The sequence below is a fragment of the Enterobacter cloacae complex sp. EB5 genome (assembly GCF_031432835.1).
Classification (GTDB): domain Bacteria; phylum Pseudomonadota; class Gammaproteobacteria; order Enterobacterales; family Enterobacteriaceae; genus Enterobacter; species Enterobacter hormaechei_C.
In genome coordinates, this window is record NZ_CP133860.1 from 2590164 (window position 1) to 2612566 (window position 22403).

Below are 22403 nucleotides of genomic sequence, written 5' to 3' on the forward strand. Positions count from 1 at the left end.
CATTATTTGCAAATTCTGTCCAAAACGCGTAGAATTTGCCACGTTTCAGGCGCGGGGTGGAGCAGCCTGGTAGCTCGTCGGGCTCATAACCCGAAGGTCGTCGGTTCAAATCCGGCCCCCGCAACCACTTTCCCATAAAGTTCTTTTTCAAATATACTGTGAAGACTTAGAGCCTTCGTAGCTGGATTTGAAAAAATGCTTTCGGAGAGTGCTCCAGGCCACAGTTGTGGCTATAGGGTTCAGTTATCTAAAGCCCCGATTTATCGGGGTTTTTTGTTATCTGACTACAGAATAACTGGGCTTTACGCCCTTTTTTTATGTCTTGGGGGTGGGCTTGTCCACATTAGAGCAAAAATTAACAGAGATGATTACTGCGCCGGTCGAAGCACTGGGCTACGAACTGGTCGGCATCGAATTCGTTCGCGGCCGTACATCCACACTGCGCATCTATATTGATAGTGAAGATGGCATCAATGTTGATGATTGTGCTGATGTCAGCCACCAGGTGAGTGCGGTTCTTGATGTTGAAGATCCGATTACCGTTGCGTACAACCTGGAAGTTTCCTCACCTGGCCTCGATCGTCCGATGTTCACGGCCGAGCACTACGTGCGCTTTACCGGTGAAGAAGTGGCTCTCGTTCTGCGTATGGCCGTACAGAACCGCCGTAAATGGCAGGGAATTATCAAAGCCGTTGATGGTGAAATGATCACGGTGACAGTCGAAGGCAAAGATGAAGTGTTCGCGCTGAGTAATATCCAGAAGGCGAACCTGGTTCCCCACTTTTAACAGTCTGGATTGAGGTGAAAAGCCCGCGATGAACAAAGAAATTTTGGCTGTTGTTGAAGCCGTCTCCAACGAGAAATCACTGCCGCGTGAGAAGATTTTCGAAGCGCTGGAAAGTGCACTGGCTACAGCAACCAAGAAAAAATACGAACAAGAGATCGATGTTCGCGTAGAAATCGATCGTAAAAGCGGTGACTTCGATACATTCCGTCGTTGGGTAATCGTTGAAGAAGTGACCCAACCGACCAAAGAGATCACCCTGGAAGCGGCACGTTTTGAAGACGAAAGTCTGAACGTGGGTGACTACGTTGAAGATCAGATTGAATCTGTTACCTTCGACCGTATCACCACCCAGACCGCGAAGCAGGTTATCGTGCAGAAAGTTCGCGAAGCCGAGCGCGCGCTGGTTGTCGATCAGTTCCGCGATCAGGAAGGCGAAATCATCACTGGCGTGGTGAAGAAAGTGAACCGCGACAACATCTCTCTGGAGATCAAATCCGAAGGGCTGCCGGGTAACGCTGAAGCCGTGATCCTGCGTGAAGACATGCTGCCGCGTGAAAACTTCCGCCCAGGCGACCGTATTCGTGGTGTGCTGTATGCCGTACGTCCTGAAGCGCGTGGTGCACAGCTGTTCGTGACGCGTTCTAAACCAGAAATGCTGGTTGAACTGTTCCGTATCGAAGTGCCGGAAATCGGCGAAGAAGTTATCGAAATCAAAGCGGCGGCCCGCGATCCGGGTTCCCGTGCGAAAATTGCGGTGAAAACCAACGACAAGCGTATCGACCCGGTCGGTGCTTGCGTCGGTATGCGTGGCGCACGTGTTCAGGCGGTTTCTACCGAACTGGGCGGCGAGCGCATTGATATCGTTCTGTGGGACGACAACCCGGCGCAGTTCGTGATCAACGCAATGGCACCGGCTGATGTGGCGTCTATCGTTGTTGACGAAGACAAACACACCATGGATATCGCTGTAGAAGCGGGCAACCTGGCGCAGGCGATTGGCCGTAACGGTCAGAACGTACGTCTGGCGTCACAGCTGAGCGGCTGGGAACTCAACGTGATGACCGTTGATGACCTTCAGGCCAAGCATCAGGCTGAAGCCCACGCGGCGATCGATACCTTCACCAAATACCTGGACATTGACGAAGACTTCGCCACTGTGCTGGTTGAAGAAGGTTTCTCTACGCTGGAAGAACTGGCCTACGTGCCAATGAAAGAGCTGCTGGAAATTGACGGTCTGGATGAACCAACCGTTGAAGCCCTGCGTGAACGCGCTAAAAACGCACTGACCACCCTGGCACTGGCTCAGGAAGAAAGCCTTGGCGATAAGAAGCCGGCTGATGACCTGCTGAATCTGGAAGGTCTTGATCGTGCGATTGCGTTCAAGCTGGCTGCCCGTGGTGTTTGTACGCTGGAAGATCTCGCTGAGCAAGGCGTTGATGACCTGGCCGATATCGAAGGTTTAACCGACGAGAAAGCCGGCGAACTCATCATGGCCGCACGTAATATTTGCTGGTTCGGCGACGAAGCGTAATAAACTGTAGCAGGAAGGAACAGCATGACTGATGTAACTGTAAAATCGCTGGCTGCTGAGATTCAGACCTCCGTGGACCGCCTGGTACAGCAATTTGCTGATGCAGGGATCCCGAAGTCCGCTGATGACTCGGTGACCGCGCAAGAAAAACAAACCTTGTTAGCGCACCTGAACCGTGAACACGGCTCTACGCCTGACAAGTTAACGCTACAGCGTAAAACGCGTAGCACGTTGAACATCCCTGGTACCGGTGGCAAAAGCAAGTCGGTACAAATTGAAGTCCGCAAGACGCGCACCTTTGTAAAACGTGATCCGCAAGAGGCAGAACGCCTTGCCGCGGAAGAGCAGGCACAGCGTGAAGCGGAAGAACAAGCTCAGCGTGAGGCAGAAGCCACTGCCAAACGTGAAGCAGAATTAAAAGCTGAACGTGAGGCCGCAGAAAAAGCGAAACGCGACGCCGGTGAAAAAGCGAAGCGTGACGCTGCGGAAAAAGACAAAGTGAGCAATCAACAGACCGACGAAATGACCAAAACTGCCCAGGCTGAAAAAGCCCGCCGTGAAAATGAAGCTGCCGAGCTGAAGCGTAAAGCGGAAGAAGAAGCCCGCCGCAAGCTTGAAGAAGAAGCTCGCCGCGTCGCCGAAGAAGCGCGTCGCATGGCAGAAGAAAACGAGAAGAACGGTGTGAATACCGCTGAACCAACTGAAGATACCAGCGATTATCACGTCACCACGTCTCAGCATGCGCGTCAGGCAGAAGACGACAACGACCGCGAAGTTGAAGGTGGTCGTGGCCGTACTCGCAGTGCAAAAGCTGCGCGTCCTGCGAAAAAAGGTAACAAACACGCTGAATCAAAAGCTGACCGTGAAGAAGCGCGTGCAGCGGTTCGCGGCGGTAAAGGCGGCAAGCGTAAAGGTTCCGCTCTCCAGCAGGGCTTCCAGAAGCCTGCTCAGGCCGTTAACCGTGACGTTGTGATTGGCGAAACCATCACCGTTGGCGAACTGGCTAACAAGATGGCGGTGAAAGGCTCTCAGGTCATCAAAGCGATGATGAAACTGGGCGCAATGGCCACCATCAACCAGGTCATCGACCAGGAAACCGCACAGCTGGTTGCTGAAGAGATGGGCCACAAAGTTATCCTGCGTCGTGAAAACGAGCTGGAAGAAGCAGTAATGAGCGACCGTGATACGGGCGCAGCGGCTGAACCGCGCGCACCGGTCGTGACCATCATGGGTCACGTTGACCACGGTAAAACCTCTCTGCTTGACTACATTCGTTCTACTAAGGTTGCGTCCGGCGAAGCGGGTGGTATTACCCAGCACATCGGTGCTTACCACGTAGAAACCGAAAACGGCATGATCACCTTCCTGGATACCCCAGGCCACGCAGCGTTTACCTCAATGCGTGCTCGTGGTGCTCAGGCAACGGATATCGTTGTTCTGGTTGTTGCTGCCGACGATGGCGTGATGCCACAGACCATTGAAGCTATCCAGCACGCGAAAGCGGCGCAGGTGCCTCTGGTTGTTGCAGTCAACAAAATCGATAAGCCAGAAGCCGATATGGATCGCGTGAAGAACGAACTGTCCCAGTACGGCGTTATGCCGGAAGAGTGGGGCGGTGAAGCGCAGTTCATCCCTGTATCTGCAAAAGCAGGTACCGGTATCGACGACCTGCTGAACGCCATCCTGCTTCAGGCTGAAGTTCTGGAGCTGAAAGCGGTTCGTAAAGGTATGGCGAGCGGCGCGGTAATCGAATCTTTCCTGGATAAAGGTCGTGGTCCGGTTGCTACCGTTCTGGTTCGCGAAGGTACTCTGCACAAGGGCGACATCGTTCTGTGTGGTTTCGAATACGGTCGCGTTCGTGCGATGCGTAACGAACTGGGTCAGGAAGTGCTGGAAGCGGGTCCGTCCATTCCAGTGGAAATTCTCGGCCTGTCCGGTGTTCCGGCTGCCGGTGACGAAGTCACCGTGGTACGTGACGAGAAGAAAGCGCGTGAAGTCGCTCTGTATCGTCAGGGTAAATTCCGTGAAGTGAAACTGGCTCGTCAGCAGAAATCTAAACTTGAGAACATGTTCGCCAACATGACCGAAGGCGAAGTTCACGAAGTGAACGTCGTTCTGAAAGCGGACGTTCAGGGTTCTGTGGAAGCGATCTCCGACTCCTTGCTGAAACTGTCTACCGACGAAGTGAAAGTGAAGATCATCGGTTCCGGCGTAGGTGGTATCACCGAAACCGACGCAACCCTGGCAGCAGCGTCCAACGCGATCCTGGTTGGCTTCAACGTTCGTGCTGACGCATCTGCGCGTAAAGTGATTGATGCTGAAAGCCTGGATCTGCGTTACTACTCCGTCATCTATAACCTGATTGACGAAGTGAAAGCAGCGATGAGCGGCATGCTGTCTCCTGAGCTGAAACAGCAGATCATCGGTCTGGCTGAAGTACGTGACGTGTTCAAATCACCGAAATTCGGTGCGATCGCGGGCTGTATGGTTACCGAAGGGACCATCAAGCGTCACAACCCAATCCGCGTACTGCGTGACAACGTGGTTATCTACGAAGGTGAGCTGGAATCCCTGCGCCGCTTCAAAGATGACGTTAACGAAGTCCGTAACGGCATGGAATGTGGTATCGGCGTGAAGAACTACAACGATGTTCGCGTTGGCGATATGATCGAAGTGTTCGAGATCATCGAAATTCAGCGTACCATCGCGTAATCTTCGTCAACTGAAGAGTAATTAGCGTAGGCCGGGTAAGCGAAGCGCCACCCGGCAGTAATTTTAAAAAGGGGCTTAAGCCCCTTTTTTGTCTGGAGAATTTATTATGGCGAAAGAATTTGGTCGCCCACAGCGCGTCGCGCAGGAGATGCAGAAAGAGATCGCTCTCATTCTGCAACGTGAAATCAAAGATCCACGCGTGGGTATGATGACCACCGTGTCTGGCGTGGAAATGTCCCGCGACCTGGCGTACGCCAAAGTGTTTGTAACTTTCCTGAATGACCAGGATGAAGACGCCGTGAAGAACGGCATTAAAGCGTTGCAGGAAGCCTCTGGTTTCATCCGCTCTCTGCTCGGCAAAGCGATGCGCCTGCGTATCGTGCCAGAGCTGACCTTCTTCTACGACAACTCGCTGGTTGAAGGTATGCGTATGTCCAACCTGGTGACCAGCGTGGTGAAACATGACGATGAGCGTCGTGTTAACCCGGCGGACGACAGCAAGGAGGACTGATGAGTCGTCCTCGTCGTCGCGGTCGTGACGTGCATGGCGTGCTGTTGCTGGATAAACCACAGGGCGCATCCAGCAACGACGTGCTGCAAAAAGTGAAGCGTATTTATAACGCCAACCGTGCAGGGCACACTGGCGCGCTGGATCCGCTGGCAACCGGCATGCTGCCGATCTGCCTGGGGGAAGCGACAAAGTTTTCCCAGTACCTGCTGGATTCGGATAAGCGCTACCGCGTGATTGCCAAACTGGGCCAGCGCACGGATACCTCCGATGCAGATGGCCTGGTGGTGGAAGAGCGCCCGGTGACCTTCAGCGCAGAGCAACTTGATGCGGCGCTGGACAGCTTCCGTGGTGATACGCTACAGGTGCCGTCGATGTATTCGGCGCTGAAATATCAGGGCAAAAAGCTCTACGAATATGCGCGTCAGGGCATTGAGGTACCGCGCGAAGCTCGTCCGATTACCGTGTATGAGCTGCTGTTCATTCGCCACGAAGGTGATGAACTCGAGCTGGAAGTGCACTGTTCGAAAGGGACCTACATCCGCACCATCATTGATGACCTCGGTGAAAAGCTGGGCTGCGGCGCGCATGTGATTTATCTGCGTCGTCTGGCGGTCAGCAAATATCCGGTCGAACGCATGGTGACGCTTGAGCATCTGCACGCCCTGGTTGAGCAGGCGCAAGCGCAGGACGTTGCGCCGGCCGATCTGCTGGACCCGCTGCTGATGCCAATGGACAGTCCGGCAGTGGACTTCCCGGTTGTTAATCTTCCTTTAACATCGTCCGTTTACTTTAAGAACGGAAACCCGGTTCGCACAACGGGGGCGCCGCTTGAGGGCCTGGTACGCGTGACGGAAGGTGACGAAGGGAAATTCATCGGTATGGGCGAAATGGACGGCGAAGGGCGTGTTGCGCCGCGTCGTCTGGTCGTCGACTATCCGGTCGAAGCGTGACGGTGATAACGCCTCACCTTGCGATAAGCAGGGGAGACGAGTAGAATATCGCCGCTTAACGCCTGGTAAATTGTTTAACAATCTGCGGGGCGTACATGGGATAGCTGAATTAGAGATCGGCATCCTTACATTCTTTATACTTTGGAGTTTGAAAATGTCTCTAAGCGTTGAAGCTAAAGCTAAAATCGTTTCTGAGTTTGGTCGTGGTACTAACGACAGCGGTTCTACCGAAGTTCAGGTTGCACTGCTGACTGCACAGATTAACCACCTGCAAGGTCACTTTGCAGAGCACAAAAAAGATCACCACAGCCGTCGTGGTCTGCTGCGTATGGTTTCTCAGCGTCGTAAACTGCTCGACTACCTGAAGCGTAAAGATGTTGCACGCTACACCGCGCTGATCGAGCGTCTGGGTCTGCGTCGCTAATTCTTGCGAGTTTCAGAAAAGGGGGCCTGATGGCCCCTTTTTTCAACCAGACGGCAGCAATTCAATGGAAACTATTGTATTGTTGCTATAAATGATCTTCATTGCAGAGGTTCGCGCGGCTAATGAGAGGCTTCACCCATGGGGGTGTCGGTTGTCATTAGTCGCGAGGATGCGAAGAAGGTCGGGTTAAATCGTCAGCACACCGGTGGTGTGCTTTCAAACATTTAAGAAAGGACAGAATTTTGCTGAATCCGATCGTTCGTAAATTCCAGTATGGTCAGCATACCGTCACGCTGGAAACCGGCATGATGGCGCGTCAGGCTACTGCTGCCGTTATGGTAAGCATGGATGACACTGCTGTATTCGTTACCGTAGTTGGCCAGAAAAAAGCTAAACCAGGTCAGGACTTCTTCCCGCTGACCGTTAACTACCAGGAGCGTACCTACGCTGCCGGTAAAATCCCGGGTGGCTTCTTCCGTCGTGAAGGCCGTCCAAGCGAAGGCGAAACCCTGATCGCGCGTCTGATTGACCGCCCGGTTCGTCCGCTGTTCCCGGAAGGCTTCGTGAACGAAGTGCAGGTTATCGCAACCGTTGTTTCCGTTAACCCGCAGGTTAACCCGGACATCGTCGCGATGATCGGTGCGTCTGCTGCCCTGTCACTGTCTGGTATTCCATTCAATGGCCCAATCGGTGCTGCGCGCGTCGGTTATATCAACGATCAGTACGTGCTGAACCCAACTCAGGAAGAGCTGAAAGAAAGTAAGCTGGACCTGGTTGTCGCTGGTACTGAAGCCGCGGTGCTGATGGTTGAATCCGAAGCTGAACTGCTGAGCGAAGACCAGATGCTGGGCGCTGTGGTATTTGGCCACGACCAGCAGCAGGTTGTTATCCAGAACATCAACGATCTGGTGAAAGAAGCCGGTAAACCACGTTGGGACTGGCAGCCAGAAGCGGCCAACGACGCGCTGAACGCACGCGTTGCTGCACTGGCAGAATCTCGTCTGAGCGACGCATACCGCATCACCGACAAACAGGAGCGCTATGCTCAGGTTGATGTGATCAAATCTGAAGTGACCGCGACCCTGGTTGCCGAAGACGAAACGCTGGACGCTAACGAAATTGGCGAAATCCTGCACGCCATCGAGAAAAACGTTGTTCGTAGCCGCGTACTGGCAGGCGAGCCGCGTATCGATGGCCGTGAAAAAGACATGATCCGTGGCCTGGACGTGCGTACTGGCGTACTGCCACGTACTCACGGTTCTGCGCTGTTCACCCGTGGTGAAACGCAGGCGCTGGTAACCGCGACCCTGGGTACTGCACGTGACGCACAGATCATCGACGAACTGATGGGCGAGCGCACTGACAGCTTCCTGTTCCACTACAACTTCCCTCCGTACTCTGTGGGCGAAACCGGTATGGTTGGCTCACCGAAGCGTCGTGAAATTGGTCACGGTCGTCTGGCGAAGCGCGGCGTGCTGGCAGTGATGCCAGAAGCAGACAAATTCCCGTACACCGTACGTGTGGTGTCTGAAATCACCGAATCCAACGGTTCTTCTTCCATGGCTTCCGTGTGTGGTGCTTCTCTGGCGCTGATGGATGCAGGCGTGCCAATTAAAGCCGCCGTTGCGGGTATCGCAATGGGTCTGGTGAAAGAAGGCGACAACTACGTTGTTCTGTCTGACATTCTGGGTGACGAAGACCACCTGGGCGATATGGACTTCAAAGTAGCGGGTTCCCGCGACGGTATCTCTGCCTTGCAGATGGATATCAAAATTGAAGGCATCACCAAAGAGATCATGCAGGTTGCTCTGAACCAGGCTAAAGGTGCGCGTCTGCACATCCTGGGTGTGATGGAACAGGCTATCAACGCGCCACGCGGTGATATCTCTGAATTCGCTCCGCGTATTCACACCATCAAGATCAATCCAGACAAGATCAAAGATGTTATCGGTAAGGGCGGTTCTGTTATCCGTGCACTGACCGAAGAAACGGGCACCACCATCGAAATCGAAGATGACGGTACTGTGAAAATCGCAGCGACCGACGGCGAGAAAGCGAAATACGCTATCCGTCGTATCGAAGAGATCACGGCAGAAATCGAAGTGGGCCGTATCTACAATGGTAAAGTGACCCGTATCGTTGACTTTGGCGCATTCGTTGCCATCGGTGGCGGTAAAGAAGGTCTGGTACACATCTCTCAGATCGCTGACAAGCGCGTTGAGAAAGTGACCGATTACCTGCAAATGGGTCAGGAAGTACCGGTGAAAGTTCTGGAAGTTGACCGCCAGGGCCGTATCCGTCTGAGCATTAAAGAAGCAACCGAGCAGTCTCAGCCTGCTGCGGCGCCGGAAGCTCCGGCTGCTGAACAGCAAGGCGAGTAAGGTTGCCATTTGCCCTCCGCGCAGGCGGAGGGCTTATTATCAGGCAGGACGCCTTGTTAAGCCGCCGGGGGACAGGACGTTCATCCAATAGTTGTCTTCGGGAGTGGGAAATGAAGCCTTTTTTGCGCTGGTGTTTCGTTGCGACAGCTTTAACGCTGGCAGGATGCAGCAACTCTGCCTGGCGTAAGAGCGAAGTCCTCGCAGTGCCATTGCAACCGACTTTGCAGCAGGAAGTCATTCTGGCACGCATGGAACAAATACTTGCCAGTCGGGCTTTAACCGATGACGAACGCGCACAGCTTTTATATGAGCGCGGAGTGTTGTATGATAGTCTCGGTCTGAGGGCACTGGCGCGAAATGATTTTTCACAAGCGCTGGCGATTCGACCTGATATGCCTGAAGTATTCAATTACTTAGGCATTTATTTAACGCAGGCAGGCAATTTTGATGCTGCCTATGAAGCGTTTGATTCTGTACTTGAGCTTGATCCAACTTACAACTACGCGCACTTGAATCGCGGTATCGCATTGTATTACGGCGGTCGTGATAAGTTAGCGCAAGATGATCTGCTGGCGTTTTATCAAGACGATCCTAATGATCCTTTCCGCAGCCTGTGGCTTTACATCGTTGAGCAGAAGCTCGATGAGAAGCAGGCCAAAGAAGCACTGAAACAGCGCTTCGAGAAATCGGACAAGGAACAGTGGGGATGGAACATTGTCGAGTTCTACCTGGGCAACATTAGCGAAGCAACGCTGATGGAACGCCTCAAGGCGGACGCAACGGATAACACCTCGCTCGCTGAGCATCTCAGTGAAACCAACTTCTATTTAGGTAAGTACTACCTAAGTCTGGGGGATATGGACAGCGCTACGGCACTGTTCAAATTAGCGGTTGCTAACAACGTACATAACTTCGTTGAGCACCGTTATGCATTGTTGGAATTATCGCCCTTGGGCCAGGAGCAAGACGACCTGGCAGAATCGGACCAGCAATAGCTGACGACATAAACATCAGCCCGTAATCTTTTGATTGCCATCACCTTCACTGGTGAGGGCGTTGTTGTTCGTCAATACACCTAATTTGAGCCGGTTCACACTTTTCAATGAAAATTGCTAATCATTTTCACGATGAGCTAAGTAGACTGGCCGCCATTAATATCGAGGCACTTGTACTACATGGCTGAATTCGAAACCACTTTTGCAGATCTGGGCCTGAAGGCTCCTATCCTTGAAGCCCTTAACGATCTGGGTTACGAAAAACCATCTCCGATCCAGGCTGAGTGTATCCCACACCTGCTTTCTGGTCGTGACGTGCTGGGCATGGCCCAGACTGGTAGCGGTAAAACCGCAGCATTCTCGCTGCCGCTGCTGAACAACATTGATCCGGACCTGCGCGCGCCGCAGATCCTCGTCCTGGCTCCAACCCGTGAACTGGCTGTTCAGGTTGCTGAAGCTATGACGGAATTCTCTAAACATATGCGCGGCGTAAACGTGGTAGCCCTGTACGGCGGCCAGCGTTATGACGTGCAGTTACGCGCCCTGCGCCAGGGCCCACAGATTGTTGTCGGTACGCCGGGCCGTCTGCTGGATCACCTGAAGCGCGGTACCCTGGACCTCTCTAAACTGAGCGGTTTGGTACTGGACGAAGCTGATGAAATGCTGCGTATGGGCTTCATCGAAGACGTAGAAACCATCATGGCGCAGATCCCGGAAGGTCATCAGACCGCTCTGTTCTCTGCAACCATGCCAGAAGCGATCCGTCGCATTACCCGCCGCTTCATGAAAGAGCCGCAGGAAGTGCGCATTCAGTCCAGCGTGACCACTCGCCCGGACATCAGCCAGAGCTACTGGTCTGTATACGGCATGCGCAAAAACGAAGCGCTGGTGCGTTTCCTGGAAGCGGAAGATTTTGATGCGGCGATTATCTTCGTTCGTACCAAAAACGCGACCCTGGAAGTGGCTGAAGCCCTGGAGCGTAGCGGCTACAACAGCGCAGCGCTGAACGGCGACATGAACCAGGCCCTGCGTGAGCAGACTCTGGAGCGTCTGAAAGACGGTCGTCTGGATATCCTGATTGCAACCGACGTGGCAGCACGTGGCCTGGACGTTGAGCGTATCAGCCTGGTTGTTAACTACGACATCCCGATGGACTCCGAGTCTTACGTTCACCGTATCGGCCGTACCGGTCGTGCGGGTCGCGCGGGTCGTGCGCTGCTGTTCGTTGAGAACCGCGAGCGTCGTCTGCTGCGTAACATTGAACGCACCATGAAGCTGACCATTCCAGAAGCCGAGCTGCCAAACGCAGAACTGCTGGGCAAACGCCGTCTGGAAAAATTCGCCGCGAAAGTACAGCAGCAGCTGGAAAGCAGCGATCTGGATCAGTACCGTGCGCTGCTGTCCCAGATCCAGCCTGTCGCTGAAGGCGAAGAGCTGGACATGGAAACCCTGGCCGCAGCACTGCTGAAAATGGCGCAGGGCGAACGTAGCCTGATCGTGCCGCCAGATGCGCCGATGCGTCCTAAGCGTGAGTTCCGTGACCGTGACGATCGTTTCGAACGTCGTGGCGACCGTAACGACCGTGGTCCACGTGGTGACCGTCCAGAGCGTGGTGGTGAAGACCGTCCACGTCGCGAGCGTCGTGACGCTGGCGAAATGGAACTGTATCGCATTGAAGTGGGCCGTGATGATGGTGTTGAAGTTCGTCACATCGTTGGCGCGATCGCTAACGAAGGCGACATCAGCAGCCGTTACATCGGTAACATTAAGCTGTTCGGTTCCCACTCCACCATCGAGCTGCCAAAAGGCATGCCGGGCGAAGTACTGCAACACTTTACTCGCACTCGCATCCTGAATAAGCCGATGAACATGCAGCTGCTGGGCGATGCACAGCCACGTCCTGACCGTGGCGGCGAACGTCGTGGCGGTGGTCGCGGTTTCGGTGGCGAGCGTCGTGAAGGCGGTCGCAGCGAAGGTCGCGGTGGTGAAGGCCGTCGTTTCTCCGGTGAGCGCCGCGAAAACCGTGGTCCACGCCGTGAAGAAGGCGCCAGCCGTCGTCGTTTCGGTGACGCGTAAGCCTTTCGCTTCTGACGTAAAGTAAAATATACAGCCCCGATAGTTGCTATCGGGGCTTTTTTTATTCCTTTTGTACTCTTGTACTGGTACAGTGCAACACACTAAAATGCAGAACCACATTTTTCACTGGAGATAAGGCCGCATGGCAACACTAACCACCACCCAAACGTCACCTTCGCTGCTTGGCGGCGTGGTGATCATCGGCGGAACCATCATTGGTGCCGGGATGTTTTCCCTGCCTGTGGTCATGTCCGGTGCGTGGTTCTTCTGGTCGCTGGCGGCGCTGGTTTTCACCTGGTTCTGCATGCTCCATTCCGGGCTGATGATCCTTGAAGCAAACCTGAACTACCGCATTGGCTCCAGCTTCGACACCATCACCCGGGATCTGTTGGGCAAGGGCTGGAACCTGGTGAACGGGCTGTCCATCGCGTTTGTACTCTATATCCTGACCTACGCGTACATTTCAGCGAGCGGCTCGATTCTGCATCACACCTTCTCAGAGATGTCGCTGAACGTTCCGGCTCGTCTGGCGGGTCTCTGCTTCGCGCTGGGCGTGGCGTTTATCGTCTGGATGAGCACCAAAGCGGTCAGCCGCATGACGGCGATCGTGCTGGGCGCAAAGGTCATCACCTTCTTTCTGACCTTCGGCAGCCTGCTGGGGCACGTGACGCCTGCCACACTGTTTAACGCTGCGGAAGTGAACACCTCCTACACGCCGTACCTGCTGATGACGCTGCCATTCTGTCTGGCGTCGTTCGGCTACCACGGCAACGTACCGAGCCTGATGAAGTACTACGGCAAGGATCCGCGCACCATCGTGAAATGCCTGGTTTACGGCACGCTGCTGGCGCTGGGGCTGTATGTTATCTGGCTGCTGGGGACGATGGGTAACATCCCGCGTCCGGAATTTATCGGCATTGCGCAGAAGGGCGGTAACATTGATGTGCTGGTACAGGCGCTGAGCGGCGTGCTGAACAGCCGCAGCCTGGATCTGCTTCTGGTGGTCTTCTCTAACTTTGCGGTGGCGAGCTCATTCCTCGGCGTGACGCTGGGCCTGTTTGACTACCTGGCGGATCTGTTTGGTTTTGATGACTCTGCGATGGGGCGCTTCAAAACGGCGCTGTTGACCTTCCTGCCGCCGATTGTGGGCGGCCTGCTGTGGCCAAACGGTTTCCTGTACGCCATCGGCTATGCGGGACTGGCGGCCACCATCTGGGCGGCGATTGTACCGGCGCTGCTGGCGCGCAAATCACGTAAGCGCTTCGGCAGCCCGAAATTCCGCGTCTGGGGCGGAAAACCGATGATTGCGCTGATCCTGGTATTTGGTATCGGCAACGCGGTGGTGCACGTGCTGTCGAGTTTTAATCTGTTGCCTGTGTATCAGTAAGTTTTTGTGCCGGATGGCGGCTACGCCTTATCCGGCCTACGCGATCCCGTAGGCCCGGTAAGCGAAGCGCCACCGGGCAAAGCAAAAAACTACCCCACCAACTCCTCTTTCACCTGCATTGCCAAATCAAACGAATGCAGACGCGCCTGGTGATCGAAAATCTGGCCGTTAACCATAATCTCATCCGCCTGCGTTTCACGCAGCACCGCCTCCAGCCCGTGACGCACTTTCGCCTTATCACCCACCAGCGACATACTCAGAGCCTGCTGCACGCCATACTGCTCGGAGGCCGACCACAGCTGATGCATATTCTCTACCGGCGGTGGAAGCTGGCCCGTCTCACCGCGACGCAGCTTCACAAACGCCTGCTGCATAGAGGTAAACAGGAATTCCGCGTCGCGGTTGCTGTCGGCGGCAATAATATTGATACACACCATCGCATACGGCTTCTCCAGACGTTCAGACGGTTTGAAGTGCGTACGATAAAGATGCAGCGCCTGATGCAGCATATCCGGCGCGAAGTGGGAGGCGAACGCGAACGGCAGCCCCAGCTGAGCGGCGAGCTGCGCGCTGTACAGGCTTGAGCCTAACAGCCATACCGGGATCTTTTCCCCGTACCCCGGCACAGGACGCACGTGCGGGTTCGGATCCCGCGCGTCAAACCAGTCCACCAGCTCCGCCACATCGCGCGGGAAGTTATCGATATCGCCGCTCATATGGCGACGCAGGGCGCGCATGGTCGGCTGGTCGCTGCCCGGCGCGCGGCCAAGCCCTAGATCAATACGGCCCGGATAGAGGGTATTCAGCGTCCCGAACTGCTCGGCAATCACCAGTGGAGCGTGGTTCGGCAGCATCACACCGCCGGAGCCCAGGTGCAGAGTGGTGGTATTCGCCGCCAGATAGCCAATCAGCACCGAGGTGGCGGCGCTGGCGATGCCCACCATATTGTGGTGCTCCGCCAGCCAGTAGCGATGATAGCCGCGCTTTTCGGCAAGCTGAGCAAGATCGAGAGAGTGCGTGAAGGCTTCTCTGGCCGAGGAGCCTTGTGGGATCGGCGCCAGATCCAGCACCGAAAACGGAATGGTTTTGTCAGTCATAACAGCTCACTTTGTCGACGGTCAATCTTTAATACTGCATTAAAAAATGATAACCGTTGTTAACAAAGTGAGCTTTTTTTACGCCTGCAATTCCAGCCCGGCGAGACGTCGCCAGTAACCGTTGCAGTCGCTGTTTGCGGTCAACGGCAGCGGCGAGGCGCCGTTTTCGTTGGCGCGGAAGGCGTCCAGCATCGCGAAAACGCCGGTATCAAGCGGCGAAAGCCGCACCATATCCACCAGCCCGTGCATTGACGCCAGTTCGTTGCCGAGGTTATAGACGTAACCGCTCATGGTCTGAATGCCGTTGAGAACAAACACCTGCTGATTCTCCTGCGACAGCATGCTGCGGCCGTTCGGGTACTTAATGCAGCAGGTTTCGCACTCGTCTTTCGGACGGTCTTCCGAGCGTGCGGTAAAGCAGCGGGCAGAGTAGGCCAGCGGCAGATGCCCATAGCTCAGCACTTCCACTTCAAACTTGTTGCGAATGCCCAGCTCTTCGCACTGTGTGAGCAGGTTGGCCAGCCAGTCGCGGGAGAGCTCAACTGGCATGCACCAGCGGGTCATCCCCTGTTTGAGCAGCAGGCGCAGGGTCACCGCGTTATAGCAGTTCAGCGCATGTCCGGCGACAAACGGCAGCTTACGCTCGGCACACATGTTCACCACGCCCAGGTCGCTCGCCTCCAGCAGGAACTCACCGTTTTCGACGTAGCGCTTCAGCTCGCCCAGTTCAGAGGACGCCTGCACCAGCGCCAGCGTCGAGAGCACCACCTGCTTGCCGCTGCCGGCCAGGCTTTTCGCCATATCCAGCCAGTCGCCCACTTTGGTGGCGCGGCGCTTGCTGCACACCGCTTCGCCGAGGTAAATCACATCGGCGCTGCTGTTAGCCGCCTGCTGGTAAAAATCTTCCAGCGTCTCTTTTGGCCAGTAGTAAAGCACCGGCCCTAATGAATATTTCATGATTATCTCACTGCCATTTACGGTGATACGCGCCGAGCGTGGTTTGGGTGCCTTCGGACATCGCGCCGAGCGTCTCCATCCATGCTGGCTGCGGGGCGTAGTTTTGCGGATCCGCCATGCAGCGGTCGATGGCCTGACGCCACACCTTCGCCACCTGGCTCACGTAGGCCGGGCTGCGCTGGCGGCCTTCGATTTTCACCGAGGCAATGTTGGCGGCCAGCAGCTCTGGCAGCAACTCCAGCGTGTTGAGGCTGGTAGGCTCCTCCAGTGCGTGGTAACGCTCGCCGTCCACCAGATAGCGGCCTTTGCATAGTGTCGGGTAGCCCGCGTTTTCACCGTCCTGATAGCGGTCAATTAACACGTCATTCAGGCGCGACTCCAGTCCCTGCGGCGTTTGCTGCCAGCGAACGAAGCGGGCAGGCGAGCAGGCGCCGACGGTATTTGGCGATTCACCGGTGAGATAGGAAGAAAGATAGCAGCGGCCTTCGGCCATGATGCACAGGCTGCCGAAGGCAAAAACCTCCAGCGGCACTGGCGTGACGCGCGCCAGTTGCTTAACCTGATGAATAGAGAGCACGCGCGGCAGCACCACGCGAGCTACGTCAAAGTGTCGATGATAAAAACGCACGGCCTCTTCATTGGTGGCCGATGCCTGAACAGAGACGTGGCGCTCAATATGCGGATAACGTTCTGCCGCATACTCCAGCATGGCGAGGTCGGCCAGGATCAGCGCATCGGCGCCCAGCTGGGCCGCCATATCCACGGCGCGCTGCCAGCGGGCGTAGCCATCAGGATGGGCAAAGGTATTGATGGCGATGTGCAGTTTGCGCCGGTGCTGGTGAACGAAGTTAACGGCTTCCTGAAGCTTTTTCTCCGTAAAGTTAAGACCCGCAAAATGGCGGGCGTTGGTATCATCTTTCAGCCCGATATAGACCGCATCGGCCCCATTTTCGATGGCCGCCTTAAGCGCCGGAAGGTTTCCGGCAGGGCAGAGCAGCTCCATAATTTATCCCGATGTTGTCGATCGCAGGGATCGTAAAAAATGTTAACGAGCTGGGATTTTAATTAACCCATACGCGACAATTTTTGATTTAAGGCAGCTAATGGCGTATTGATGGCACCAATAATGAGGTATACCGGACAACGGTTTGTTGATTTACGCCGCTATCTTCTTGTCGGGATATGGCAAAATAGCAGGACTATAGCTATCAGGGAGTAAAGCTCGTGCTGGATAAACTGCGTTCACGTCTCGTACAATTTGGTCCATCAATGCTGAGCGTGCCGGTAAAACTGGCGCCGTTCGCGCTTAAACGCCAGGCGCTGGAACAGGTACTGAGCTGGCAGTTCCGCCAGGCGCTACAGGACGGTGAGCTGGAGTTTCTGGAAGGCCGCTGGTTAAAGATTGAAGTGCGCGATATCGGGTTGCGCTGGTTTACTTCCGTTGAGAACGATCGGCTGATCGTCCGTGAAACCGCCGAGGCGGATGTCAGCTTTAGCGCGGACGCCAGCGATCTGCTGATGATCGCCGCGCGCAAACAGGATCCGGACACCCTCTTCTTCCAGCGCCGTCTGGTGATCGAAGGCGACACGGAGCTCGGTCTGTACGTCAAAAATTTAATGGATGCCATTGAGCTGGAGCAGATGCCGAAAGCGCTGCGTATGATGTTGATGCAAATGGCAGATTTCGTTGAGGCCGGGCTAAAAACCCCGCCGGACAGTAAACACACTTCAGTAGGTGAGCCATGCTGATTCGAGTCGAAATTGGGATTGATGCGCCGGGTATCGATGCGTTGTTACGCCGCTCTTTTGCAGGCGACGCCGAAGCCCAACTGGTTCACGATCTTCGCGAAGATGGCCTGATTACGCTGGGCCTGGTTGCCACTGACGATGAAGGGCAGGTGGTCGGCTACGTGGCCTTCAGCCCGGTGATTGTGCAGGGCGAAGAGTTGCAGTGGGTCGGCATGGCGCCGCTGGCGGTGGATGAAAACTACCGTGGCCAGGGCCTGGCGCGCCAGCTGGTCTATGAAGGGCTGGATTCCCTGAATGAATTTGGCTATGCCGCTGTCGTCGTTCTGGGCGATCCGGCGTTCTACGAACGTTTAGGTTTTGAGCCAGCGTCCAGATACGATCTGCGCTGCCACTGGCCGGGCACGGAAACATCTTTCCTGGTGCATCCTCTGGCGGATGATGCGCTAGACGGCGTTACCGGTCTGGTGGAGTACCACGATCATTTCAATCGTTTTTAAGCAGGCTTTCGCGTAGCGCCTCGAAAGAGCCGTCCCCGTTGACGAGACGCTCTTTCTGGCGCTTCGTCAGCTGCTTGATGCGGTATTCCAGCCTGAGCGCCAGGGATCGGTCGCCCACGGCGGCTGAAAACGCTAACTGAAGTTCACCTTTCCCCCGCAGTGCTTTCGCCCCTTTCCCCGTTTGATGTTGTAAAAAACGCCGTGCCACATCGGTCGTGATCCCGGTGTAGAGTGCGTTATCAGCGGTTCGGACAAGATAGAGAAACCAGCACACGGTAAACAGATTCAGTATGTTAAGGTGAACGCACCATAGCATGAGAGAGAGCGAAAATGGAAACACTGGCCGCCATTAACCGCTGGCTGGCAAAGCAGCATGTCGTGACCTGGTGCGTCTGTAAAGACGAGGAGATGTGGTGCGCAAATGCCTTTTATTACTACGATCCCGAGCGCGTGGCCTTTTACGTGATGAGCGAAGATAAAACGCGGCATGCGCAGATGACGGGCCAGCAGGCAAAAGTGGCGGGCACGGTAAACGGTCAGCCTAAAACCGTTGCGCTGATCCGCGGGGTCCAGTTCAAAGGCGAAATTCGTCGCCTGGAAGGTGAGGAGAGCGACGCGCAACGTAAACGCTATACGCGCCGCTTCCCGGTGGCTGCGGCGCTAAAAGCCCCGGTGTGGGAAATCCGCCTTGATGAGCTGAAATTTACCGACAACACCCTGGGCTTTGGCAAGAAGCTGCACTGGTTACGCGCCGAGCAGGCGTAGCGCTTCACGGTTAAACGCCGGCAGATCGTCCGGTGTACGGCTGGTGATCAGCTGATCGTTATCGTTCACCACTTCCTGATCGTAAAACTCGGCTCCCGCGTTTTTCAGATCGATAACGATCGGCTTCACCGCGGTGAGCTTACGTCCGCGTACCACCTCGGCGCTGATCAGCAGCTGCGGACCGTGGCAAATGGCAAATACCGGTTTACCGGTGCCGACGAAGTCACGGGTAAAGGTGACGAAACGCTCGTCTCCGCGCAGGGAATCCGGTGAATGGCCGCCCGGTAACAGCAGGGCGTCGAAATCCGACGGGCTGACGTTATCAATGGATTCGTCAATGGTCACGCTGGCTTCGCCCTTATGGCCCTTCACGGTTTTACCCGCTTCTTTCTCGATGGTAATCACCTCGTGGCCCGCCTTGCGGAATGCCTCTGCTGGCGACGTAAATTCTGAATCTTCAAACTCGTCGGTAATCAAGACTGCGATTTTTTTACCCATGCTTCCTCCGTTGTTTTCGCTTCAGACTGTTTTTTTCCCGTTTGTGGTAAATACTTACCGGTAACAGACTTTTAAGTGTGGTAGAGCAGGCCCAGAACGCAAACGGACAATTCTGTAAAGGGGATAAGATGAGTCAGGTACTGATTACCGGCGCAACCGGGCTGGTGGGTGGACATCTGCTGCGGCTGCTGATCCAGGATCGGCATATCAATTATATCGCCGCCCCGACGCGTCGCCCGCTGTTGGATATCACCGGCGTCTATAACCCGCACGATCCACAGCTCACCGACGCGCTGGCGCAGGTGCAGGATCCCATTGATATCGCCTTTTGCTGCCTTGGCACCACCCGACGGGAAGCGGGCAGTAAAGAAGCCTTTGTCCATGCGGATTACACGCTGGTGGTGGATACCGCCCTGACGGCGAAAAAGCTGGGCGCAAAACATTTCCTGGTGGTCAGCGCGCACGGCGCGAACGCAGGCTCGCCGTTTTTTTACAACCAGGTGAAGGGCAAAATGGAAGAGGCGTTAATCGCGCAGAAATGGGAGCGCCTGACCATCGCGCGACCTTCCATGCTGATGGGGCACCGTGACGAACGTCGTTTTAACGAGTCTTTTTTCGCTCCGCTGTTTCGCATTCTGCCGGGTAACTGGAAGTCCATCGAGGCACGGGATGTCGCGCTGGCGATGCTAAAAGAGGCGCTGGCTCCGTCGCAGGAGGGGGTTAATATTATCCCTTCGGCAAAACTGCGTGAAATCGCGCAGGGCGAGGCGTAAACTTCCCCGGCTTATTAAATAACACCTTCCGGGGAATGGTATGACTGGTCAGTCTTCATCTCAGGCGGCAACACCTGTTCAGTGGTGGAAGCCCGCACTCTTCTTTCTCGTGGTCATCATTGGCCTCTGGTATGTGAAATGGCAGCCGTACTACGGTAAAGCCTTCACCGCCGCCGACACCCACAGCATCGGTAAATCGATTCTCGCGCAGGCCGATTCCAGCCCGCTACGCGCGGCGTGGGATTACGCCATGGTCTATTTTCTTGCCGTCTGGAAAGCGGCGGTATTGGGCGTATTGCTGGGCTCGCTGATTCAGGTACTTATCCCGCGTAATTGGCTGGTGAAAACCCTGGGACAGCCGCGCTTGCAGGGCACGCTGCTGGGGACGATTTTCTCCCTGCCGGGCATGATGTGCTCCTGCTGCGCCGCACCGGTGACGGCGGGTATGCGCCGACAGCGCGTGTCGATGGGCGGCGCGCTTGCCTTCTGGATGGGTAACCCCCTGCTGAACCCGGCAACGCTGGTGTTTATGGGCTTCGTTCTCGGCTGGCATTTCGCGTTTATCCGTCTGGCGGCTGGCCTGCTGACGGTGGTGCTTGTCGCTACGCTGGTGCAGCACCTGGTGAAAGACAACGAGGCCGGGCCTGCCTCCGTTGAGCTGGACGTCAGCGAGCCGCAGGGCAGTTTCTTTGCTCGCTGGGGCAAAGCGCTGTGGCAGCTTTTCTGGAGCACCATTCCGGTCTATATCCTGGCCGTACTGGTGCTGGGGGCGGCGCGCGTCTGGCTGTTCCCGCATGCTGATGGCGCTATCGACAACACGCTGATGTGGGTGATTGCGATGGCGGTGGCCGGGTGCCTGTTTGTGATCCCAACCGCGGCGGAGATCCCGATTATTCAGACCATGATGATGGCCGGTATGGGGACCGCACCGGCGCTGGCGCTGCTCATCACGCTGCCGGCGGTGAGCCTGCCGTCGCTTATCATGCTGCGTAAGTCATTCCCGGCGAAAGCGCTGTGGCTGACTGCGGGGCTGGTGGCGTTGAGTGGAGTGATTGTGGGGAGTATGGCGCTTGTGTGAAAAAAAGCCCGGTGGCGCTAGCGCTTACCGGGCCTGTAGCCAGGTGGGAATTACTTAATGTAAGTAAAGGCGGTGGTGACGTGCTTCACGCCGCTCACCCGGCTGGCGATATCCGCAGCCGCTTTCCCTTCACGTTCCGTCACCAGACCCAGCAGGAACACTTCGCCGTTCTCCGTGGTCACTTTCACGTTTGAGGATTTCACCTGGTCGGTACCCAGCAGCTGGGAACGCACTTTGGTGGTGATCCAGGTATCAGATGACGCGGTGCCGAGACCAATTGGCTGGCCCTGGCGGATCTCGTTAAACACTTCCGCCGTGCCTTCCACACCCATCGCGATCTGTTTGGCGCGCGAGGCGAGTTCAAGATTTGGCGCCTGGCCTGCCAGCAGCACTTTGCCCTGATAAGCCGTCACGTTGATGCGTGCTTCCTTCTTGATCTGTTCGTCTTTCGACAGCGCACTGTTTACGCGCAGCTCAAGCGTACCGTCATCCACCTGCGTCCCAACGGTACGCGGATCGGTCGCTGCTTTGGTGCCGACCGCTGCGGTGCCGACGACAGCGGCAGCGATGCATCCCTGAAGCAGTAATGCAGACATCACGACTGCAAGGGCCGATAAAACCTTCATGAGAACTCCTTAATCATCCTGGTGAGGGAAAAGCGTGTTATCGATCAGATCGCATAAGCAGTTCACCGTGAGCATATGCATCTCCTGGATGCGGGCGCTACGGTGCGAAGGAATGCGGATCTCCACATCCTGCGGCCCCAGCAGGCCAGCCAGCTCACCGCCGTCGTAACCGGTCAGGGCGACAATCGTCATATCCCGGGTCACTGCCGCTTCAACCGCTTTAACGATATCCCGGCTGTTACCGCGCGTGGAGATCGCCAGCAGCACGTCTCCGGCATGTCCTAAGGCGCGCACCTGCTTGGCGTAGATTTCGTCATGCAGACGATCGTTGGCAATCGCAGTTAAGACCACGTTATCGGTGTTTAGTGCAATGGCAGGTAAACTCGGGCGCTCGGTTTCGAAGCGATTGATCATGCTGGCAGCAAAATGCTGTGCGTTAGCAGCGGACGTGCCATTGCCACAACAGAGGATTTTGTTGCCGTTGAGCAGCGACTGAACCAGCGTCATCGCTGCACGCGAGATCGCGTCCGGAAGGGCTTCCGCCGCGGCAATCTGCGTTTGAATGCTTTCTGTGAAGCACACTTTAATTCGTTCGAGCACGGTATCCCT

Annotated in this window: 23 protein-coding genes and 1 tRNA gene; 17 read left to right on the forward strand and 7 right to left on the reverse strand. The window is 55.7% G+C overall.

What is annotated here, in order from left to right; translation table 11 throughout:
• The first annotated feature begins 50 nt into the window (after positions 1-50).
• From RHN82_RS12385 to mtr, 12 genes are all read left to right on the forward strand, one after another.
• Positions 51-127 (forward strand) — tRNA-Met (locus tag RHN82_RS12385).
• A 207-nt stretch (positions 128-334) separates the two neighbouring features.
• Positions 335-787, forward strand: coding sequence for a ribosome maturation factor RimP (rimP, locus tag RHN82_RS12390; protein WP_014833432.1), 453 nt, complete (start codon positions 335-337; stop codon positions 785-787).
• Positions 788-815: 28 nt separating this feature from the next.
• Complete coding sequence (gene nusA / locus RHN82_RS12395; protein ID WP_003861798.1) at positions 816-2318, forward strand: transcription termination factor NusA; 1503 nt, start codon at positions 816-818, stop codon at positions 2316-2318.
• Between the two features lie 24 nt (positions 2319-2342).
• Positions 2343-5030, forward strand: coding sequence for a translation initiation factor IF-2 (infB, locus tag RHN82_RS12400; RefSeq protein ID WP_003861796.1), 2688 nt, complete (start codon positions 2343-2345; stop codon positions 5028-5030).
• A 106-nt stretch (positions 5031-5136) separates the two neighbouring features.
• Positions 5137-5541 carry a 30S ribosome-binding factor RbfA gene (gene rbfA / locus RHN82_RS12405; RefSeq protein ID WP_003861793.1) on the forward strand — a complete coding sequence of 135 codons (405 nt, stop codon included), beginning with the start codon at positions 5137-5139 and terminating at the stop codon, positions 5539-5541.
• Positions 5541-6491 carry a tRNA pseudouridine(55) synthase TruB gene (gene truB / locus RHN82_RS12410; protein WP_047051233.1) on the forward strand — a complete coding sequence of 317 codons (951 nt, stop codon included), beginning with the start codon at positions 5541-5543 and terminating at the stop codon, positions 6489-6491. The genes rbfA and truB overlap by 1 nt, the downstream gene beginning before the upstream one ends.
• Before the next feature lie 154 nt (positions 6492-6645).
• The gene (rpsO, locus tag RHN82_RS12415; RefSeq protein WP_003861789.1) at positions 6646-6915 is read left to right on the forward strand and encodes a 30S ribosomal protein S15; all 270 of its coding nucleotides are present in this window, start codon (positions 6646-6648) and stop codon (positions 6913-6915) included.
• A gap of 242 nt (positions 6916-7157) precedes the next feature.
• Positions 7158-9296, forward strand: coding sequence for a polyribonucleotide nucleotidyltransferase (pnp, locus tag RHN82_RS12420; RefSeq protein WP_003861786.1), 2139 nt, complete (start codon positions 7158-7160; stop codon positions 9294-9296).
• Positions 9297-9406: 110 nt separating this feature from the next.
• Positions 9407-10291: a lipoprotein NlpI gene (nlpI, locus tag RHN82_RS12425; protein ID WP_047051232.1), complete on the forward strand. Its 885-nt coding sequence runs from the start codon at positions 9407-9409 to the stop codon at positions 10289-10291.
• 107 nt (positions 10292-10398) lie between these two features.
• The gene (gene yrbN, locus RHN82_RS12430) at positions 10399-10479 is read left to right on the forward strand and encodes a protein YrbN (protein WP_097397692.1); all 81 of its coding nucleotides are present in this window, start codon (positions 10399-10401) and stop codon (positions 10477-10479) included.
• Entirely contained in the window at positions 10472-12367 is a 1896-nt protein-coding gene (locus RHN82_RS12435) for a DEAD/DEAH family ATP-dependent RNA helicase (RefSeq protein ID WP_003861780.1), read from the forward strand. The genes yrbN and RHN82_RS12435 overlap by 8 nt, the downstream gene beginning before the upstream one ends.
• 142 nt (positions 12368-12509) lie before the next feature.
• On the forward strand, positions 12510-13754 hold the full coding sequence (gene mtr / locus RHN82_RS12440; protein WP_047051231.1) for a tryptophan permease: 1245 nt from the start codon (positions 12510-12512) through the stop codon (positions 13752-13754).
• An 89-nt stretch (positions 13755-13843) separates the two neighbouring features.
• Here mtr and RHN82_RS12445 read toward each other — a convergent pair whose 3' ends face one another.
• The 3 genes from RHN82_RS12445 to RHN82_RS12455 all read right to left on the reverse strand — a co-directional run bounded on the left by RHN82_RS12445 (position 13844) and on the right by RHN82_RS12455 (position 16811).
• A complete protein-coding gene (locus RHN82_RS12445) occupies positions 13844-14851 on the reverse strand; it encodes an LLM class flavin-dependent oxidoreductase (protein ID WP_006812112.1) in 1008 nt (335 codons plus the stop codon).
• Positions 14852-14929: 78 nt separating this feature from the next.
• Entirely contained in the window at positions 14930-15808 is an 879-nt protein-coding gene (locus RHN82_RS12450) for a U32 family peptidase (protein ID WP_023323784.1), read from the reverse strand.
• A gap of 7 nt (positions 15809-15815) precedes the next feature.
• Positions 15816-16811, reverse strand: coding sequence for a peptidase U32 family protein (locus RHN82_RS12455; protein ID WP_045329228.1), 996 nt, complete (start codon positions 16809-16811; stop codon positions 15816-15818).
• Positions 16812-17032: 221 nt separating this feature from the next.
• Here RHN82_RS12455 and RHN82_RS12460 point away from each other — a divergent pair, with 221 nt between their 5' ends.
• Complete coding sequence (locus tag RHN82_RS12460) at positions 17033-17557, forward strand: SCP2 domain-containing protein (protein ID WP_047051230.1); 525 nt, start codon at positions 17033-17035, stop codon at positions 17555-17557.
• The gene (locus RHN82_RS12465) at positions 17551-18054 is read left to right on the forward strand and encodes a GNAT family N-acetyltransferase (protein WP_032649650.1); all 504 of its coding nucleotides are present in this window, start codon (positions 17551-17553) and stop codon (positions 18052-18054) included. Before RHN82_RS12460 ends, RHN82_RS12465 begins: the two co-directional genes overlap by 7 nt.
• Here the strand turns inward: RHN82_RS12465 and RHN82_RS12470 are convergent.
• Complete coding sequence (locus tag RHN82_RS12470; RefSeq protein ID WP_003861768.1) at positions 18041-18370, reverse strand: GIY-YIG nuclease family protein; 330 nt, start codon at positions 18368-18370, stop codon at positions 18041-18043. The two genes, RHN82_RS12465 and RHN82_RS12470, sit on opposite strands and share 14 nt — an antisense overlap.
• Before the next feature lie 14 nt (positions 18371-18384).
• Here RHN82_RS12470 and RHN82_RS12475 point away from each other — a divergent pair, with 14 nt between their 5' ends.
• Complete coding sequence (locus RHN82_RS12475) at positions 18385-18819, forward strand: YhbP family protein (protein ID WP_003861766.1); 435 nt, start codon at positions 18385-18387, stop codon at positions 18817-18819.
• On the opposite strand, the gene RHN82_RS12480 is transcribed toward RHN82_RS12475, so the two are convergent.
• Positions 18799-19317: a type 1 glutamine amidotransferase domain-containing protein gene (locus RHN82_RS12480; RefSeq protein WP_028014537.1), complete on the reverse strand. Its 519-nt coding sequence runs from the start codon at positions 19315-19317 to the stop codon at positions 18799-18801. The genes RHN82_RS12475 and RHN82_RS12480 overlap by 21 nt on opposite strands.
• 128 nt (positions 19318-19445) lie before the next feature.
• Between RHN82_RS12480 and RHN82_RS12485 the strand changes: the two genes are divergently transcribed.
• Positions 19446-20090 carry an NAD(P)H-binding protein gene (locus RHN82_RS12485; RefSeq protein WP_023304489.1) on the forward strand — a complete coding sequence of 215 codons (645 nt, stop codon included), beginning with the start codon at positions 19446-19448 and terminating at the stop codon, positions 20088-20090.
• Between the two features lie 40 nt (positions 20091-20130).
• Positions 20131-21168, forward strand: a complete 1038-nt coding sequence (locus tag RHN82_RS12490; protein WP_047051229.1) for a permease — start codon at positions 20131-20133, stop codon at positions 21166-21168.
• 50 nt (positions 21169-21218) lie between these two features.
• Here the strand turns inward: RHN82_RS12490 and dolP are convergent, their stop codons facing one another.
• The gene (dolP, locus tag RHN82_RS12495; protein WP_047051228.1) at positions 21219-21794 is read right to left on the reverse strand and encodes a division/outer membrane stress-associated lipid-binding lipoprotein; all 576 of its coding nucleotides are present in this window, start codon (positions 21792-21794) and stop codon (positions 21219-21221) included.
• A gap of 9 nt (positions 21795-21803) precedes the next feature.
• Complete coding sequence (gene diaA / locus RHN82_RS12500; RefSeq protein WP_003861754.1) at positions 21804-22394, reverse strand: DnaA initiator-associating protein DiaA; 591 nt, start codon at positions 22392-22394, stop codon at positions 21804-21806.
• Positions 22395-22403 lie beyond the last annotated feature (9 nt).

Coding starts and splice junctions, on each gene's coding strand:
- nusA (WP_003861798.1), top strand. CDS start 816: ATGAACAAAGAAATTTTGGCTGTTGTTGAAGCCGTCTCCAACGAGAAA.
- infB (WP_003861796.1), top strand. CDS start 2,343: ATGACTGATGTAACTGTAAAATCGCTGGCTGCTGAGATTCAGACCTCC.
- rbfA (WP_003861793.1), top strand. CDS start 5,137: ATGGCGAAAGAATTTGGTCGCCCACAGCGCGTCGCGCAGGAGATGCAG.
- truB (WP_047051233.1), top strand. CDS start 5,541: ATGAGTCGTCCTCGTCGTCGCGGTCGTGACGTGCATGGCGTGCTGTTG.
- rpsO (WP_003861789.1), top strand. CDS start 6,646: ATGTCTCTAAGCGTTGAAGCTAAAGCTAAAATCGTTTCTGAGTTTGGT.
- nlpI (WP_047051232.1), top strand. CDS start 9,407: ATGAAGCCTTTTTTGCGCTGGTGTTTCGTTGCGACAGCTTTAACGCTG.
- yrbN (WP_097397692.1), top strand. CDS start 10,399: ATGAAAATTGCTAATCATTTTCACGATGAGCTAAGTAGACTGGCCGCC.
- RHN82_RS12435 (WP_003861780.1), top strand. CDS start 10,472: ATGGCTGAATTCGAAACCACTTTTGCAGATCTGGGCCTGAAGGCTCCT.
- mtr (WP_047051231.1), top strand. CDS start 12,510: ATGGCAACACTAACCACCACCCAAACGTCACCTTCGCTGCTTGGCGGC.
- RHN82_RS12445 (WP_006812112.1), bottom strand. CDS start 14,851: ATGACTGACAAAACCATTCCGTTTTCGGTGCTGGATCTGGCGCCGATC.
- RHN82_RS12450 (WP_023323784.1), bottom strand. CDS start 15,808: ATGAAATATTCATTAGGGCCGGTGCTTTACTACTGGCCAAAAGAGACG.
- RHN82_RS12455 (WP_045329228.1), bottom strand. CDS start 16,811: ATGGAGCTGCTCTGCCCTGCCGGAAACCTTCCGGCGCTTAAGGCGGCC.
- RHN82_RS12465 (WP_032649650.1), top strand. CDS start 17,551: ATGCTGATTCGAGTCGAAATTGGGATTGATGCGCCGGGTATCGATGCG.
- RHN82_RS12470 (WP_003861768.1), bottom strand. CDS start 18,370: ATGCTATGGTGCGTTCACCTTAACATACTGAATCTGTTTACCGTGTGC.
- RHN82_RS12475 (WP_003861766.1), top strand. CDS start 18,385: ATGGAAACACTGGCCGCCATTAACCGCTGGCTGGCAAAGCAGCATGTC.
- RHN82_RS12480 (WP_028014537.1), bottom strand. CDS start 19,317: ATGGGTAAAAAAATCGCAGTCTTGATTACCGACGAGTTTGAAGATTCA.
- RHN82_RS12485 (WP_023304489.1), top strand. CDS start 19,446: ATGAGTCAGGTACTGATTACCGGCGCAACCGGGCTGGTGGGTGGACAT.
- RHN82_RS12490 (WP_047051229.1), top strand. CDS start 20,131: ATGACTGGTCAGTCTTCATCTCAGGCGGCAACACCTGTTCAGTGGTGG.
- dolP (WP_047051228.1), bottom strand. CDS start 21,794: ATGAAGGTTTTATCGGCCCTTGCAGTCGTGATGTCTGCATTACTGCTT.